The sequence below is a fragment of the Microbacterium sp. genome (genome assembly GCF_044340635.1).
In the GTDB taxonomy this organism is placed as follows: Bacteria; Actinomycetota; Actinomycetes; order Actinomycetales; family Microbacteriaceae; genus Microbacterium.
This window is the reverse complement of record NZ_JBIITF010000007.1, coordinates 86,809-101,828: the sequence shown is the minus strand read 5'-3', so window position 1 is coordinate 101,828 and position 15,020 is coordinate 86,809. Positions and strand designations below refer to the sequence as shown.

The 15,020-nt window shown below is 69.5% G+C and carries 12 protein-coding genes; 4 read left to right on the top strand and 8 right to left on the bottom strand.

Features of this window, described 5'->3' with window-relative positions:
* Nucleotides 1-13: 13 nt before the first annotated feature.
* A complete protein-coding gene (locus tag ACIQ0W_RS08400; RefSeq protein ID WP_396642317.1) occupies nucleotides 14-676 on the bottom strand; it encodes a YitT family protein in 663 nt (220 codons plus the stop codon).
* A gap of 215 nt (nucleotides 677-891) precedes the next feature.
* Between ACIQ0W_RS08400 and ACIQ0W_RS08395 the strand changes: the two genes are divergently transcribed.
* The 3 genes from ACIQ0W_RS08395 to ACIQ0W_RS08385 all read left to right on the top strand — a co-directional run bounded on the left by ACIQ0W_RS08395 (nucleotide 892) and on the right by ACIQ0W_RS08385 (nucleotide 2,881).
* Nucleotides 892-1,299, top strand: a complete 408-nt coding sequence (locus ACIQ0W_RS08395; RefSeq protein WP_396642316.1) for a transferase — start codon at nucleotides 892-894, stop codon at nucleotides 1,297-1,299.
* Between the two features lie 63 nt (nucleotides 1,300-1,362).
* Nucleotides 1,363-2,094: a LysR family substrate-binding domain-containing protein gene (locus tag ACIQ0W_RS08390; protein ID WP_396642314.1), complete on the top strand. Its 732-nt coding sequence runs from the start codon at nucleotides 1,363-1,365 to the stop codon at nucleotides 2,092-2,094.
* Nucleotides 2,095-2,122: 28 nt separating this feature from the next.
* Nucleotides 2,123-2,881 (top strand): GMP synthase, encoded by a 759-nt coding sequence (locus ACIQ0W_RS08385; RefSeq protein WP_396642313.1) that lies wholly within the window; start codon nucleotides 2,123-2,125, stop codon nucleotides 2,879-2,881.
* Between the two features lie 26 nt (nucleotides 2,882-2,907).
* On the opposite strand, the gene ACIQ0W_RS08380 is transcribed toward ACIQ0W_RS08385, so the two are convergent.
* Nucleotides 2,908-3,732 (bottom strand): tryptophan-rich sensory protein, encoded by an 825-nt coding sequence (locus ACIQ0W_RS08380; protein WP_396642312.1) that lies wholly within the window; start codon nucleotides 3,730-3,732, stop codon nucleotides 2,908-2,910.
* 160 nt (nucleotides 3,733-3,892) lie between these two features.
* On the bottom strand, nucleotides 3,893-5,635 hold the full coding sequence (gene treZ, locus ACIQ0W_RS08375) for a malto-oligosyltrehalose trehalohydrolase (RefSeq protein ID WP_396642311.1): 1,743 nt from the start codon (nucleotides 5,633-5,635) through the stop codon (nucleotides 3,893-3,895).
* 294 nt (nucleotides 5,636-5,929) lie between these two features.
* On the opposite strand from treZ, the gene ACIQ0W_RS08370 reads away from it, so the two are divergent.
* Complete coding sequence (locus ACIQ0W_RS08370) at nucleotides 5,930-7,471, top strand: sodium:solute symporter family protein (RefSeq protein ID WP_396642310.1); 1,542 nt, start codon at nucleotides 5,930-5,932, stop codon at nucleotides 7,469-7,471.
* A gap of 22 nt (nucleotides 7,472-7,493) precedes the next feature.
* On the opposite strand, the gene ACIQ0W_RS08365 is transcribed toward ACIQ0W_RS08370, so the two are convergent.
* Genes ACIQ0W_RS08365 through ACIQ0W_RS08345 form a run of 5 tightly spaced genes read right to left on the bottom strand, consistent with a single transcriptional unit; the run spans nucleotide 7,494 to nucleotide 14,975 of the window.
* Nucleotides 7,494-8,102 carry a TetR/AcrR family transcriptional regulator gene (locus ACIQ0W_RS08365; protein WP_396642309.1) on the bottom strand — a complete coding sequence of 203 codons (609 nt, stop codon included), beginning with the start codon at nucleotides 8,100-8,102 and terminating at the stop codon, nucleotides 7,494-7,496.
* A 4-nt stretch (nucleotides 8,103-8,106) separates the two neighbouring features.
* The gene (locus ACIQ0W_RS08360; RefSeq protein ID WP_396642308.1) at nucleotides 8,107-9,786 is read right to left on the bottom strand and encodes an allophanate hydrolase; all 1,680 of its coding nucleotides are present in this window, start codon (nucleotides 9,784-9,786) and stop codon (nucleotides 8,107-8,109) included.
* The gene (uca, locus tag ACIQ0W_RS08355; RefSeq protein WP_396642307.1) at nucleotides 9,786-13,379 is read right to left on the bottom strand and encodes an urea carboxylase; all 3,594 of its coding nucleotides are present in this window, start codon (nucleotides 13,377-13,379) and stop codon (nucleotides 9,786-9,788) included. The genes ACIQ0W_RS08360 and uca overlap by 1 nt, the downstream gene beginning before the upstream one ends.
* Before the next feature lie 8 nt (nucleotides 13,380-13,387).
* Nucleotides 13,388-14,095: an urea amidolyase associated protein UAAP2 gene (locus ACIQ0W_RS08350; protein ID WP_396642305.1), complete on the bottom strand. Its 708-nt coding sequence runs from the start codon at nucleotides 14,093-14,095 to the stop codon at nucleotides 13,388-13,390.
* A gap of 13 nt (nucleotides 14,096-14,108) precedes the next feature.
* Nucleotides 14,109-14,975, bottom strand: a complete 867-nt coding sequence (locus ACIQ0W_RS08345) for an urea amidolyase associated protein UAAP1 (protein ID WP_396642304.1) — start codon at nucleotides 14,973-14,975, stop codon at nucleotides 14,109-14,111.
* Nucleotides 14,976-15,020: the final 45 nt, after the last annotated feature.

The following is a 15,020-nucleotide window of genomic DNA, read 5'->3' as shown; positions in this document are numbered from 1 at the left end:
GGCATCACGGTTGTCAGTGGCCGACGTAGCGACCGGGCCGGTGGTTGAGCGCGAGCACGAGGCTCAGGAGCACCGCCCCGGCGGCCGAGAGCAACACGAGCGGCCAGGGAACGACCCAGAGAGCGGCGACGATGATCGCGACATCGAAGATCATCTGCACCCAGCCGGCACGGAATCCCCACCGCTCCTGGACGATCAGCGCGATGATCGTGATGCCGCCGAGGCTCGCGCGATGCCGGAAGAGGATGAGAAGTCCGATGCCGACGAGCAGGTTACCCCCGAAGGTGCCGTAGACGGGATCGATCTGCGGGATCGGGAACGCCAGGTTGTGCAGCACAGAGAACGCCGAGACGAGACCGATCGACACGGCCGTCCGGAGCGTGAAGTCCAGCCCCTTCTTCCAGAGCGCGAGCACGGCGAACGGGAGGTTGACGATCGCGAAGAGCGCCCAGAAGGGCAGCGACGTCGCGTAGTCGAGCAGCAGGGCAACGCCTGCGGTGCCGCCCGTGACCGCGCCGCTCGCTTGCAGCAGGTGGAGGCCGAGCGAAGCGGTGAACGTTCCCGTCAGCAATCCCAGGATGTCTTCGGGCACGGTGTGCGCCAGGGCCTGGTCGCCGAAGACCGGGTCGGCCGGGGCGGCCTCGTCGCCGGAGGGGGTGGCGTGTGCGTGTGTCACGGGGTCCTTCGTGAGGTTCGTGGGTCTGGACAGGAGGGGTCATCCGTCCGAACTCATCTTCGCAAACCCGGCGTCCTCCGAAAACGGCACCCTCGCGGACCCGAACGGGCACCCTCGCGCAAAAAAGTTCAGGATCGGCCCATCCGGAATACGCATGCCTACGAATGAGTTATATCCGGTGACTTCGGCTTTATATACCGCCGTAGGAGGGAATCGTGGGTAAGAACTACGTGGACATCGAACGCGATAACGGAGAGACCCTTCGTTACCGCAAGCACGTCAATGGTCGCGGACTGATCGCGCACGGCGCGAAGGTACACGCGAGCGCGCTGATCGAAGCGGGCGCATACGTCGAACCCGGGGCACAGGTTGCCGCCGGAGCTCGTGTGCTTCGTGGCGCGTGGATCGAGGCGGACGCCGTGATCGGACCCGACGCCATCATCGAGGAGCACGCGCACATCGGCGCGGGTGCAGCGATCGGTTCCGCCGCACGCATCGGCGTCCGCGCGTCCGTGGGTGACCGCGCACGTGTCGCGGGCGGTGCGAAGATCCGCGACGACGAAATCGTTGCGGACGGCCAGATCATTGCTACCGACAAGCGCGGATTGCGCTTGGCGGCGTAAGACACTCAAGCGCGGATTGCGCTTGGCGGCGTAAGACACTCAAGCGCGGGCTACGCTGGCCGGATGGCGAAGGGTGGCGGGGTTCCGAGACGCCCGCGCCGCCCTGTGCGTGCGGCATCCATCCGTCCCGCGACTCCGAAGAAGGCGGCACGCTCGAAGCCGGCGCCTCCGGTAGAAGAACCGACCGGTCCCGTTCTGGTCGGTCCGCTTCGGCTGGGCGTGTTCCCGGGTGCAGCGCCCGGGATCTGGGTCGATCGTTGGCGGGAGCGTCTGCCCGACGTACCCCTCGAGCTCGTCCCGACCGAGGCGGCGAATCAGGAGCATGCGCTCCGTGCGGGTGAGATCGACGCGGCGCTGGTCCGACTTCCCGTCGAGCGCGACGGGTTGCACGTCATCCCCCTCTACGAAGAGACGACGGTTGTGGCGTTCGGCTCGGATTCGTCGCTCGGCGCCGCGGAAGAACTGGCATTCGATGACCTGGCGGGCGAAATCGTCTTCGTTCCCGACGACGATGTGCTGGGTCCGCTCACGATCCCCGACGTCGTCCCGGCTCGCGGGCCGCAGCTTGCGACCACGGCCGACGCGTTGGAGACGGTCGCCGCGGGCGTGGGAATCGTGATCCTGCCGCTGTCGCTCGTGCGTCTGCACCAGCGCCGCGATGTGGCGCACCGCCCGCTCGCGGGTGCCCCGACATCCGCCGTCGCGCTGGCATGGCTCGCTGAGAGCACGAGCCCCGAGATCGAGGCGCTGGTCGGCATCGTTCGGGGCCGCACGGCTCGCTCGTCGCGGGGTTGACCGTGCCCGCCGATTACACTCGGGCAACATGACCTATGCCGGCACGGGGACCGATGGCGCCCGACCCCTGCTGTACCTGTGCGTGCGTCCCCAGGCCGGTGCCGCCGAGGGCGAATACCGCTCGTTCCGCGAGGCGGCGCACCTCGACGAGGACCGCCTGCACGCCCACGATCTGGTGCGTGAGCCCCTGCCGGCCGACGCTCTCGACACGTACGCGGGATTCCTCGTGGGCGGCAGCCCGTTCAACGTCGCCGACCCCACGGGTACGAAGACCGACGTGCAGCGCCGCCTCGAGGCGGACCTCGAACGGATCGCGGGTGCCGCGGCATCCGGTGTCACGTCGGGGTTATTCACCTGCTACGGCATCGGTATCGTGACGCGCATGCTCGGTGGTGAGGTCACCCGGGCCTACCCCGAAGACACGGGGCCTGCGACCATCAGCCTCACCGACGCTGCAGCGCAGGACCCGCTCTTCGGGATGCTCCCCACGCACTTCTCGGCCCTCACCGCGCACAAAGAGGGAGCGGCCACGCCGCCTCCGGGCGCCGAGCTCCTCGCCACCAACGATGACTGCCCCGTGCAGGCGTACCGCGTGGGCAACACCCTGTACGCCACGCAGTTCCATCCCGAACCGACGGGCCGCGCGTTCACCGAGCGGATGGTCGTCTACCGCAACGACGGATACTTCGATGCCCGCGCGTTCGACGAGATCGCTGCTCGCGTGCTCGGTGCGTCGATCAGCGAGCCCTCGCGCATCGTCCGCGCATTCGCGGCACGTCTCGCCTGAGGGCCGCGGGTCGCCCGCCCTGAGGGTCAGTCGCCCTGCGGCCGGAGGGACCGGAGCCCCGCCGTGGCGAGGGGCGCTCCCACGACGAGCACAGCCGCGACGATCGCGGCGATGCCGATCGCCTCGCTGCGCGGCTGGTCGGCCAGGCGCCCGACGGCGATCCAGACGAGTCCCCACCCGAGGGCGAGGCCGGGCGCGACGCGCCATCCGCTCGCCCAGGCGATCACGAGACCGATGACCGCGACGACGACGATGACTGCGATGCCCCACGCCTCCGCATGATCCGCCCAGCCGGTCGGGCCGATGGCGGTCAACCAGGCCGTGACGTTGGCCACGGAAGCGACGGCGACCCAGCCGAGATGCAGCCCCGTCACTCCGTCGATCAGCAGCGAGTCACGGATCCCGCCGCGAGGAAGACGCGTCACCACGGCGCGCTGGAAGGTGATGCAGAGCGCGGCCAGCAGCACGAAGATCGCCAGTGTCGTGCCCCAGAGCGTGAACACCTGTACCGTGACGATCCACAGGCCGTTCAGCACCATCGTCAGCGCTATCCACCAACCCATGGCCCGTTGGCGCATCGAGGCGCGCTGCGCGGGCAGGGCCTGCCAGAGCGTGTAGGCCGCGAGTCCTGTGTAGATGACCGACCAGATCGAGAACGCGGGCGTGGCCGGCGCCAGCAGGGTCGCATCCGCCGCGAGCGCGCCCCCCTGGGCCTCGGCGATCGGTGTTCCACCGAAAACCCCGACACCCACCATCGCGGCGATGAGCATGAAGACGAGCGACGAGATCACGACGATCTGGCGCACCAGATCGAGGCTCTGCGGCTTGGTCGGCCGTCCGGGAATGGTCATCTCCTCAGCCTATGCCGGGCCTGGCGGCGAGGCACGGTGGGGCGGCACGGTTGACAATTCAGTCTGCGCGGTGCTTCGACGGGGGACGGCGCGCGGAAAAACCGCGGGCCGGACGGGGGCCCGACCCCGCACAGACTGAGTTGTGAACCGGCAAAACGCCTCAGCGGAGCGGACCCACGACCACGGCGGCCTCGCTCGGCACGACGGCCTCGCCGTCGGCGACGAGCGCCGTCGCATCCGTTGTCAGCAGGATGCCGCGGCCGGACGCCACATCCCACGACACGGCCTCGCCCGTGAGGTTGACGAGCACCGACAGGTCGCCACGTCCCAGTGCGAAGGCGCGCGCCCCGACCTCGCCCGCAGCGCCCTCCGCCGATGCCGCACGCACCGCCGCGAACGACGGGTCGGTGAGTTCTGGCCACTCTCTGCGCAGGGCCGCGAGGTCGCGATAGAGCTGCAGCAGACGCTCATGATCGCCCTCGGATGCCTCGGCCCAGTCGAGCTTCGACCGTTCGAACGTCTCGGGATCCTGCGGGTTCGGCACGACGGACTCGTCCCAGCCCATGCGGGTGAACTCCTCGAGTCGGCCCTTCGCCGTCGCCTCGCCGAGCTCGGGCTCGGGGTGCGAGGTGAAGAACTGCCAGGGCGTCGAGGCGCCCCACTCCTCGCCCATGAAGAGCATCGGGGTGCCGGGCGCGGTCAGGGTCAACACCGCGGTCACGGCGAGGCGCCCGTATGACAGCGACTGCGAGAGCCGGTCGCCGGCAGCGCGGTTTCCGATCTGGTCGTGGTCCTGAGCGAACGTCACGAGGCGCCAGGTCGGCACCTCCGCCGGTATCGGGAAGCCGTGCTCCCGCTCGCGGAAAGACGAGTAGGTTCCGTTGTGGAAGAACCCGTCGGTCCAGACCTTCGGCAGTGCATCAAGCGCGCCGAAGTCCTCGTAGTAGCCGACGGTCTCGCCGGTCACGGCGACGTGCGTGGCATGGTGCCAGTCGTCGCTCCACTGCGCGGTCAGCCCGTATCCGCCTGCCTCGCGCGGCAGGATGAGCTTCGGGTCGTTCATGTCCGATTCGGCGATGAGCGTCAGCGGACGACCCAGGTGTGCCGAGAGGGCGTCGGATGCCTCGGCCAACTCCTGCAGGATGTGCTTGTCGCCGCTGTCGAGCAACGCGTGCACGGCATCCAGGCGCAGCCCGTCGACGTGGTAGTCGCGCAGCCACATCAGGGCGTTGTCGACGATGTACGACCGCACGGCGGACTCGTCGAGGTTGAGGGAATCGCCCCACGTGTTCCGTTCACCGGTGCGCAGATAGGGTCCGAACTCGGGCAGGTAGTTGCCGCTCGGTCCGAGGTGGTTGTAGACGACGTCCTGGATGACCGCGAGCCCGACGGCATGGGCGGCATCGACGAAGCGCTGGTAGGCGCGCGGGCCCCCGTACGCCTCGTGGACGGTGTACCAGAGCACCCCGTCGTACCCCCAGTTGTGCACGCCGTTGAAGCCGTTGACGGGCAGCAACTCGATGTGCGTCACGCCCAGTTCGATCAGGTGCGGGAAGCGCTCGGTCGCGGCATCCAGCGTCCCCTCCGGCGTGAAGGTTCCGATGTGGAGTTCGTAGATCAGTCCCCCCGCGAGCTGGCGACCCGTCCAGTCGGCGTCGGTCCACCCGAAGTCGCTCAGATCGACGTGCGCGGATGCCTCGTGCACGCCCCGCGGTTGGCGCTTGGAGCGCGGGTCGGGCCGGAGCGACCCGCCGTCGATCACGAAGCCGTACTCCTCACCGTCGGCGAGGTCGGCATCGCTCGACCACCATCCGCCGGTACCGCTTTCGAGGTCGAGTTCGCTCGCGTCCCCGCGACGGAGTCGGACCTGGCGTGCGTTCGGTGCCCAAACCTCGATGCTCATGTTCCCAGCCTGTCATCCGGACCGGAATCATCCCACCTCTTGACGCGCCGCTCCGCGGTCAGTAGCGACCTCGCGCGCCGCGCCAGGCTGCTCGGGCCGGCGAGAGGACGCAACATGCCGTGTACGTCTGGCCCGACACGGCATGTTGCGTCCGTTCGCTGCGGCTCGAGTGCACATTTCACGAGATCGATACATCCCGGAAAATCGCGGGGCGGTTTGCGTCGACAACATGGGTTTCTATCGCCTGACAGAAACCCACCGACCTCACCACAACGTTCTCGAAAGGGAGTCGCCATGATCATCTTCGGAGTCGCACTGACCGTGCTCGTGATTCTCGTCGTCGGGATCGTCGTGGCCCGGCGAATAGACGGCGATAGTGCCAACTTCCTCGTCGCGGGTCGTCGCCTCGGCGTTCCCCTCGTGGCGGCGTCGCTCACCGCCGCCGCCGTCGACGCGAACGCCACCGTCGGCAACACCGATCTCACCGCCGACTTCGGGTTCTGGTCGGGCGCGTCTCTCGCCCTCGGCTTGGCGATCTGCCTGACCCTCGTGGGCCTGTTCCTCGCGAAACCCCTCAACGCGATGAAGCTCTTCACGCTCGGCGATTACTTCCGCATCCGCTATGGACGCACGAACGAGGTCTTCGCGAGCGTGATCATGGTCATCGCCTTCACGATCCTGCTCGCGGGAAACCTCGTCGCCTGCGGGTACCTCATGGAACGCTTCGCCCGCATCCCCTACGCGTGGGGCGTCATCATCGCGGTCGTGCTGGTGCTGTCGTACACGATCGCCGGCGGGCTCGTCTCGGACGCCTACACGGGCGCCATCCAGACCACCATCACGGTCGTGGCCTCGGTCGCGCTGTTGATCTGGACGGCCTTCAGTTTCGGCATCATCATCCCCGAGGGCATGGGGCCCTTCGACTTCGAACAGCTCACCAGCGCCGAGTTCGGTGCTCCGATCAACTGGGCCACCCTGATCGCCCTCGGCATCGGCGACATCGTCGCGATCGACTTCATGCAGCGCATCTTCGGGGCGCGGAACCCCCAGGTGGCGCGCCGCGCCTGCCTGAGCGCCGCCGCCTTGACCGCCGGCGTCGGCATCATCTTCGCCCTGGTCGCGCTCACGGCATCCGCCGCTCTCGGTCTCACCGCCGCCGACGGTCCCGTGCTCTACCAGCTGCTGGATGGCTGGGCTCCCCCGCTGCTCTCGATCCTGGTGCTCTCGGGCATCGTCGCGGCCTCGTTCTCGACCGCGTCCGGCGCGATCCTCGCGACCTCGGCCGTGACGGTGCGCAACATCTTCCGCGTGCGTCGCCCGGCGGACTCCGAGCGCGACCCGCTCCTGCGATGGACGCGCGTGGCGATGTTCCCGGTCGTCATCATCGGCTCGCTCCTGGCGATCCAGACCAGCCAGACCGCGATCCTGCTGACCCTCGCCTTCGACCTGATGCTCGCGTGCCTCGCCGGTCCGTTCATCATCGGCATTTTCTGGAACCGTCCGGGCCGCAATGCGCTGTTCATCTCGGCCGCCGTCGGTCTGGTGGTCCGGATCGCGCTGCTCGGCGTGCAGCCGACGCTCTACGGGCTCGAGAACAACATCTTCTACATCCCGAACACCCTGTTCGACACGAGCATCGACGGGTGGGCGACACTCATCGCCTTCGCCGTGAGCCTCTCGGTGTTCTTCCTCGTCTCGTGGCTTTCGCCGCGGACCGAGGCCGAACTCGGCGACGAACGCGACGCCGTCGAGGCCCTGCGCCTCGAGCAGAGTGACGTCCTGGGTCTGCCCGCAGGCGCGGCGGGCGCCGCATCCGACGATCCCGTGCGGGCCTGATCACGGCCCGCGGCGGTCTGCCTCAGCCTGCGTCTTCGACCAGGGCGCCTTCGACCAGGCGCAGGCAGGCCGCCGCGATGCGGTCGGGCAGGTCGTCGGGTACCGCGCCCTCCTGACGGAACCGCACGACGACATCGACCAGCTGGATGCAGCACGTGCCGAGGAACAGGGCATCCGCGTCCGGGTTGATGCGCGTCGCGAGCTCACCGTAGATCCGGATCAGCTCGTCGCGAGCCGCGCGAAATGGTGCGAAGGCGTCGCCGGCGATCTCGGGAGAGAGGTACATCGTGCCGATGTTGTGCGGTTCGGCGAGCAGGGTCTCGACGTCGGCGCGGGCAAGGGCGTAGAGCGCGCGGCGCGCGTCCGGTTCGGCCAGATACTCGGCCGCGCGATCGAGAGTCGGATCGATGGATGCCTGGAGCAGCTCGAGCAGGATCTCTTCTTTGCCCGCGAAGTAGTAGTACATGCTGGCCTGTCGCATGCCGGCTCGCTCGGCGATGCGTCGGGTGCTCGTCGCCGCGTACCCCCGTTCGGCGAAGAGGGACGCCGCGGCATCAACGAGCTGCTGGCGGGACTCGACGCCGGGCTCGCCCGGCTGGAGGCGCGGACGGCCCGGCATCGACGTCGTCATCCGTCTATTCTGCGCTCTGATCACGGCCGAGGTAGGCCACCCATCCGCCGTGCTCGCTGATGTCGGGCGCGCCCTCGAGGGCAACGGGCTCGGCGAGGAATCCGGCCACACTGCTGCCATCCTCGAGCGTGACGCGGCCGATGGTCATGGGCTGCGGCAGCGCCGCGACGAACGAGCCGAAGCCGTGCGCGGGGAGCGTCCAGACCTCGCCCGCGATCGCGAAGCCGTCCTGGTCGACTCGTCGCATCCCTGGCTTGGCCGGAACCGTCGGCAGGGCGTGCAGACGATACGACGGCGCCGTTCGCACGCTCCGCGAGAAACGCCCACCGGCAGAGACGAGTTGATGGTTGAGCGGCTGGCCGCCGAGGTGCGCCCCGACGACCAGGATGTCGAGCTCGGCGTCCACGATCCGCCCGGCCAACTCGGCCAGGCGCCGGTCGGCGAAGGCCGGAGCGGTGAGCATGACGCCGAACGGGAAACCATCGACCGCGCCCGCAGGTACGGCGAGCGAGGCGTAATCGAGCAGGTTGGCGAAGTTCGTGTAGCGCCCCATGCGCGCGTTGGCGCCGATCGGGTCGGCCGCGACCTCGGCCAGCGTGGGGTGCCACGTCGTCGTCGGCGTCAGCAGCGCCGCGGTGCCCTCGAGCAGGCGCGCTCCCGCGAGACCCAGACGACGCAGGCGCTCGCGGTCGCGGAAGGCGTCGACCGCGGAGAACCGCTCGCCGCCCCCGACGATCGTCGCGACCGTCGGGTCGATATCACTACCGATCAGGTCGGCGTTCTCCCTGATGAAGTCCCCCACGGCCGCGGTGCGTTCCGCGACGAACGCCCCGCCGTAGAGCAGTGCGGCGGCCTCGAGCAGGGGCGCGATGTCGACCTCGACGATCTCGACTCCGGATGCCGCCAGCCGATCGACGACCCCGCGGAACGCGTCGACCCAACCGGGCGCCAGCCCTTCGAGGTGCTCGGCGGTCGGAATGGCGACGCGAGGTGCGGGCTCGAGACCGGGGAGGGGATCGGCGACCCGGATGAGCGGGTCGATCCCGTCCGCACCCTCCATCGTCTCGGCGGCGAGGCGTCCGAGCCCGAGGTCGCGCGCGAAGACCGTGACGACATCGATCGACCAGCACGCCGGCACGACCCCCGTCGTGGGCACGAGACCGACGGTCGGTTTGATGCCGAAGACGCCGTTCAGCGCCGCGGGAACACGTCCGGAACCGGCGGTGTCGGTGCCCAGGGCGATGTCGACGAAGCTCAGGGCGACCGCGACGGCGGATCCCGAGCTCGATCCCCCGGAGATTCGGTCGGGCTGCCACGCGTTGCGGACGGCGCCGTACGGGCTCCGCGTACCGACCAGGCCGGTCGCGAACTGGTCGAGGTTGGTCTTGCCGAGCACGATCGCGCCCGCGGCGCGCAGCCGGGCCACGGATGGCGCATCCACCTCGGGCGCGTACGCGAATGCGGGGCATCCGGCCGTCGTCGAAAGCCCTGCGACATCGATGTTGTCCTTCACGGCGACCAGCACACCGGCGAGCGGCAGGCGCTCACCCGAGGCGACGCGCGCGTCGAGGTCGCCGGCCTCGGTGAGCACCTCGGACTCGTCGCGCAGGGCGATCCAGACCTCGGGGCGGTCGGCAGCGGCGATCCGCTCGTACGCCCGCTGAACCTTGAGAACGGCACTCATCACGAAACCTCCACTGCTGCCAGAACCTGACCGGCGACGACACGCTCGCCGGGTGAGACATAGACGGCGGCGACGCGACCCGCCGCCGGGGTCAGGACGGGCGACTCCATCTTCATCGCCTCCAGGACGACGACTCGGTCGTCGACGGCGACACGGGACCCCTGCTCGACGTCAACACGCCACACGCTCGCCGCGAAGGGAGCCGTCACGGCTTCGCATCCGTCGGGTACGACGATGTCGGGGGCCGGAGCGGAGGGAGCGTCGTAGGTGCGCTCGAACTCACCCGATGCGCGCCACGCATCCTTCTCGGCCGCGAACGCAGCTTGCTGGGTCGCCCGGAACGCCTCGATCGAGTCGGCCTCGGCCGTAAGGAACTGCTCGTACTCGGCGAGCGCGAACCGGCCCTCTTCCGTCCGGAAGTCGCCGCGCCCGGCATCCACTTCGGCGCGCAGGTCGAGCAGTTCCTCGGCGGAGACCGGGTACCACTTGATGCGGTCGAAGGGCCGCAGCGCCCAGGGGTTCTGATCGAAGAGCCCCCCGCGTCGGAAGCGATTCCAGATCTGCACCGTGCGGCCGACGAACTGGTATCCGCCGGGGCCCTCCATGCCGTAGATGCACATGTACGCGCCGCCGATTCCGACCGAGTTCTCGGCGGTCCACGTGCGGGCCGGGTTGTATTTCGTCGTCACGAGACGGTGCCGCGGATCGACGGGCGTCGCGACGGGCGCACCCAGGTAGACATCACCGAGCCCGAGCACGAGGTAGTCCGCCTCGAAGACGATGCGCTTGACGTCGTCGACGCTGTCGAGCCCGTTCACCCGCCGGATGAATTCGATGTTCGACGGCGTCCAGGGGGCGTCGTCGCGCACGCTCGACATGTACCGGTCGATCGCGAGCTGCGTCGCCGGGTCATCCCACGACAGTGGCAGATGGACGATTCGCGAGGGCACGGTCAGCTCGCGGGTCGCCGGGAGGGCGGCCTCGATGCTCTGCAATTCGCCGAGCAGCTGCGACGCGCGGAGCACCAGCGGATCGGTCTGGATCTGCAGCGAACGGATGCCCGGGGTGACATCTCGCACGCCCGCTATGCCGCGAGCCAGCACGGCCTCTTCCAGAGCGTGCACCCGCATCCGAAGCCCCAGATCCAGCACGTTGTCGCCGTACTCGATGAGGATGTTGGCGTCTCCGTCACGCCGGTAGGTCACAGCCGGAGCGAGAAGGTCATCGCCCTCGGTGATCGCGGCACGCCGGGCGAGGATGCCGTCATCTCCGTCTCCGCCGCCTGAACCGGCCGTCGCGGCGAGCGGCGCGGCGAACGCCATCGCGTCTTCCTCACGGATGGCGACGAAGCGGACCGTGTCGCCGGGGCGGAGCTGCCCGACCTTCCAGAACTCGCCGCTGGCGACGACGGCGGGGCAGACGAATCCCCCGAGGCTCGGGCCGTCGAGCCCCAGGATGATCGGGGTGTCGCCCGTGAAGTCGAGAGCCCCGACGGCGTACGGGGTGTCGTGGATGTTGGAGGGATGCAGGCCCGCCTCTCCGCCGTCCTCGCGCGCCCACTGCGGCTTCGGCCCGCGCAGCCGCACACCGGTGCGGGCGGATTGCACATCGACCTCGTAGACCGCCCGGTACAGCTCGTCGATGTCGTCGCGCGTGAAGAACTCCGGAGCGGCGTGCGGCCCCTCGAGCACCCCGATGACCCATTCGTGCGTCAGGCGAGGCCGCCGCTCGAGCGGAGTCGATATCGGATCGGCGATCCGCTCGCTGGCTCCCGGTCGCAGGACGTCCCCGGCGATCAGGGCGCGACCTCCGTGTCCCCCGAACCCGCCGAGCGTGAACGTCGAGGCGCTACCGAGATAGGACGGCACGTCGAACCCGCCGCGTACCGCGAGATAGGCGCGCATGCCGAGGGTCATCGCCCCGACCGCCACGACCCCACCGGCGGGTACGTCGAACGGTTCCCACGCCGCAACCGCACGGCCATCGACCGTCACCGGGGCGTCGGCGCCCGTGACGCACACCACACCGGGCGAGGAGAACCGCAGGCGCGGTCCCGACATCGTGATCTCGAGCGCCGGGGCATCCGCGTCGTTCCCGACGGCGAGGTTGGCCTCACGGAACGACACCGGATCCATGGGCCCCGAGGGCGGCACGCCGACATTCCAGAGCCCGACCCGACCCGGCAGATCCTGCACGGTCGTCATCAGGCCCGGTGTCAGCACATCGATGCGGGGTCGCGGGTCGTCCGGGTCACCGAGGGTGCCGGTGTCATGGGCCACGGCGCGCACCACGGGATCGTTGCACAGCGCCTCGAGCATCCCGATCCCGGTCACGATGCCATCGATCCGGGTCTCGGCGAGGGCGTCGCCGAGCAGGTCGAGGGCCGCGTCGCGGTCCTCCGCGTGCACGATGACCTTCGCGAGCATGGGGTCGTAGTCGGGGGTGACCTCGAGCCCCGTCTCGATCCAGGCGTCGACGCGGATGCCGTCGCCCGCGGGAAACGATGCGTTCGTCACGAGCCCGGGCGACGGGGCGAACCCGCGCGCGGGGTCCTCGGCGTACACACGGGCCTCGAAGGCGTGACCGCTCGGTTCGTGGGCGGCCTCGAACACCGCGTCGTCGATCGCGCCCGCGCCTCCCTGCCCGAGCGTCAGCATGAGCGCGACGAGGTCGATGCCGAAGACCGCCTCGGTGACCGGATGCTCGACCTGCAGGCGCGTGTTGACCTCGAGGAAGGCCGCCTCCTCGCGCACCGGGTCGTAGATGAACTCGACGGTTCCCGCGGAGCGATAGTTGACGGATGCCGCGAGCCGGCGTGCGGCGTCGTGCATCTGCCGTCGGACCGAATCGGGGAGGTTCGGCGCCGGGGCCTCCTCGATCACCTTCTGGTTGCGGCGCTGCAGCGAGCAGTCGCGGTCGCCGAAGACGGCCACGCGCCCCTCGCCGTCACCGAAGACCTGCACCTCGACGTGGCGCGCGTTCGTGACCAGGCGCTCGAGGAACACCCCGCCCGCCCCGAAGCTGCGCGCGGCGATCGCGGCGACCGCCGCGTACCCCTCGCGCACCTCGTCGGCGCTGGAGCAGACGCGCATCCCGATCCCGCCGCCCCCGCCCGTCGCCTTGAGCATGACGGGCAGGCCGATGCGCTCAACCTCTGCCACCGCCTCCTCGGCGGAGGACAGCAGGCCCGTTCCGGCCAGCATCGGCACCCCGGCCGCCTCGGCGTGCTCACGGGCGGTGTGCTTGAGACCGAACGTCTCGATCTGCTCGGGCGTCGGGCCGATCCAGACGAGCCCCGCCGCCTCGGCTGCGCGTGCCGCCTCGACTTTCTCGGACAGGAAGCCGTAGCCCGGATGAATCGCCCCGGCGCCGTGCTCGAGGGCCGCGGCGATGATCGCATCGGCGCGCAGGTACGACTCAGCGGCCGGCGCGGGCCCCAGGCGCACGGCGACATCGGCCTCACGCACGTGGGGAGCTGCCCGGTCGGCGTCCGAGTAGACGGCGACGGTGTGAAGGCCGAGTTCTTTCGCGGAACGGATGATGCGGCGTGCGATCTCGCCGCGGTTCGCGACGAGCAGGGTGTCGAAAGACATCGGAGGCCTCAGGGCTGGGTGATGGGCTCGGTAACGATGGCCCGCAGCGGCGTGACGTTGAAGTCGTTGCACGGGTTGTTCATCTGCGGGCAGTTGGAGATGACGACGATGACGTCCTTCTCGGCGCAGCAGGCGACGCGTCGGCCGGGAGCCGACATCCCGTCGACGATCCCGAGCGCGCCGTCCTGTTCGACCGGCACGTTCATGAACCAGTTCAGGTTCGACACGAGGTCGCGCGCCCCGAGTCCCCACTTCGTGCCCTCGAAGAGGAAGTTCTCGCGGCACGCGTGCTGGTACGCGGTGTGGTGGCCGTACCGCAGCGTGTTGGATTCCTTGCTGCAGGCGCCGCCGATCGTGTCCTGGCGCTCGATCTCGTTGCCCACGACGCTCATGAGGGGCTCACCGAGGTTCGAGCGCAGAACCGTTCCGACGTCGACGTAGGCGTTGCCCTGCCAAGCCAGGGTGTCGGGCACGCTGTAGCGCTCGGAAGTGTCATCGAGGGCGAAGATCAGGCAGTCGCCCGACTGGTTGCCCCCGACATCCACGAGCGTGAACACCTGACCGGCGCGGACGACGGCGGACCAGGATGCGCGGGGCGCGATGACGTCGTCGACGACGTTCTCACCGGGGATGAAGGCCTCGGACCAGTCGAGCAGGCTGCCCTCGGCGAAGACGGGGCGCGGGGGGACGGTCGTCTGAACGGTCGTGTCAACCATGAGGTACTTCCCTTCAGAGCCCGGCGAGGCCGGCGTAGGCGATGGAGTTGGCGTACGCGCGCTGACGCTCCGGGGTGGCGTCGACGTGCGCGTCGCCGCTCCGGCTCGCCCGCTCGGCCCACGCATGCACGCGCAGGGGCGAGACGATGTAGTCGGTTCGGGGATCCCGCGGGTGCGGCGCGTTCGCGATCAGGACGATCAGCGGCAGCTCGGCCAGCAGATCGACCCGCGTGCCCGCGCCGGCGGACCCGCGCCACTCCAGCGTGCCGTCCTCGAGCACGTGCACGCCCTGGAAGAACGACACGGCCGGGGGGATGTCGCGCCGGTCGAGCCCGTGCTTCGATCCCGCCATGCGCAGCAGAGCATGGCCCGACGGTGTCGGGCCCTCGGGCGTCGCATCGCCGTACTTGTGCACGTTCCAGGCGTCGCCCGAGGCGCCGCAGAACGCGTCATGGTGACTCGACGTGTCTTCGAGGATCGTCGCGAGCACGCGCCCGTCGCCGGAGAGCAGCGGATGCTCGGCGCCGAGGTAGGCCTGCCAGGGGATCTTCTGGGTGTCGGCGACGTTCAGCCGCTCGCCGGTGTGGGCCGCGTTGAAGAGGACGACGCTCGCCGAGGCATCCCCTTCGGGATCCTCGAGACGGATGCGTGTGCCCCGCGCCACCCGCAGGTGCGTGTATCCGCCGGGGGCAACGGTCTCGGACCACAGGAGTGCCGCCGTGTCGATCCCCTCGGGAGGCGTGGGGGTCGTGCTCGCGGGAACGTGCGGCATCCACTTCGACTGCGTCGCTCGGCCGCGCGCATCCGCACGCGCCTGCTCCACGCTGCCCAGGGCGTCCGTGCGGCCCATGTTGTCCAGCCCGGTGTTGTCGCTCGCCACGATCGGACCCCTTTTCTATCGACTGACAGAAATGGAACCAGATCT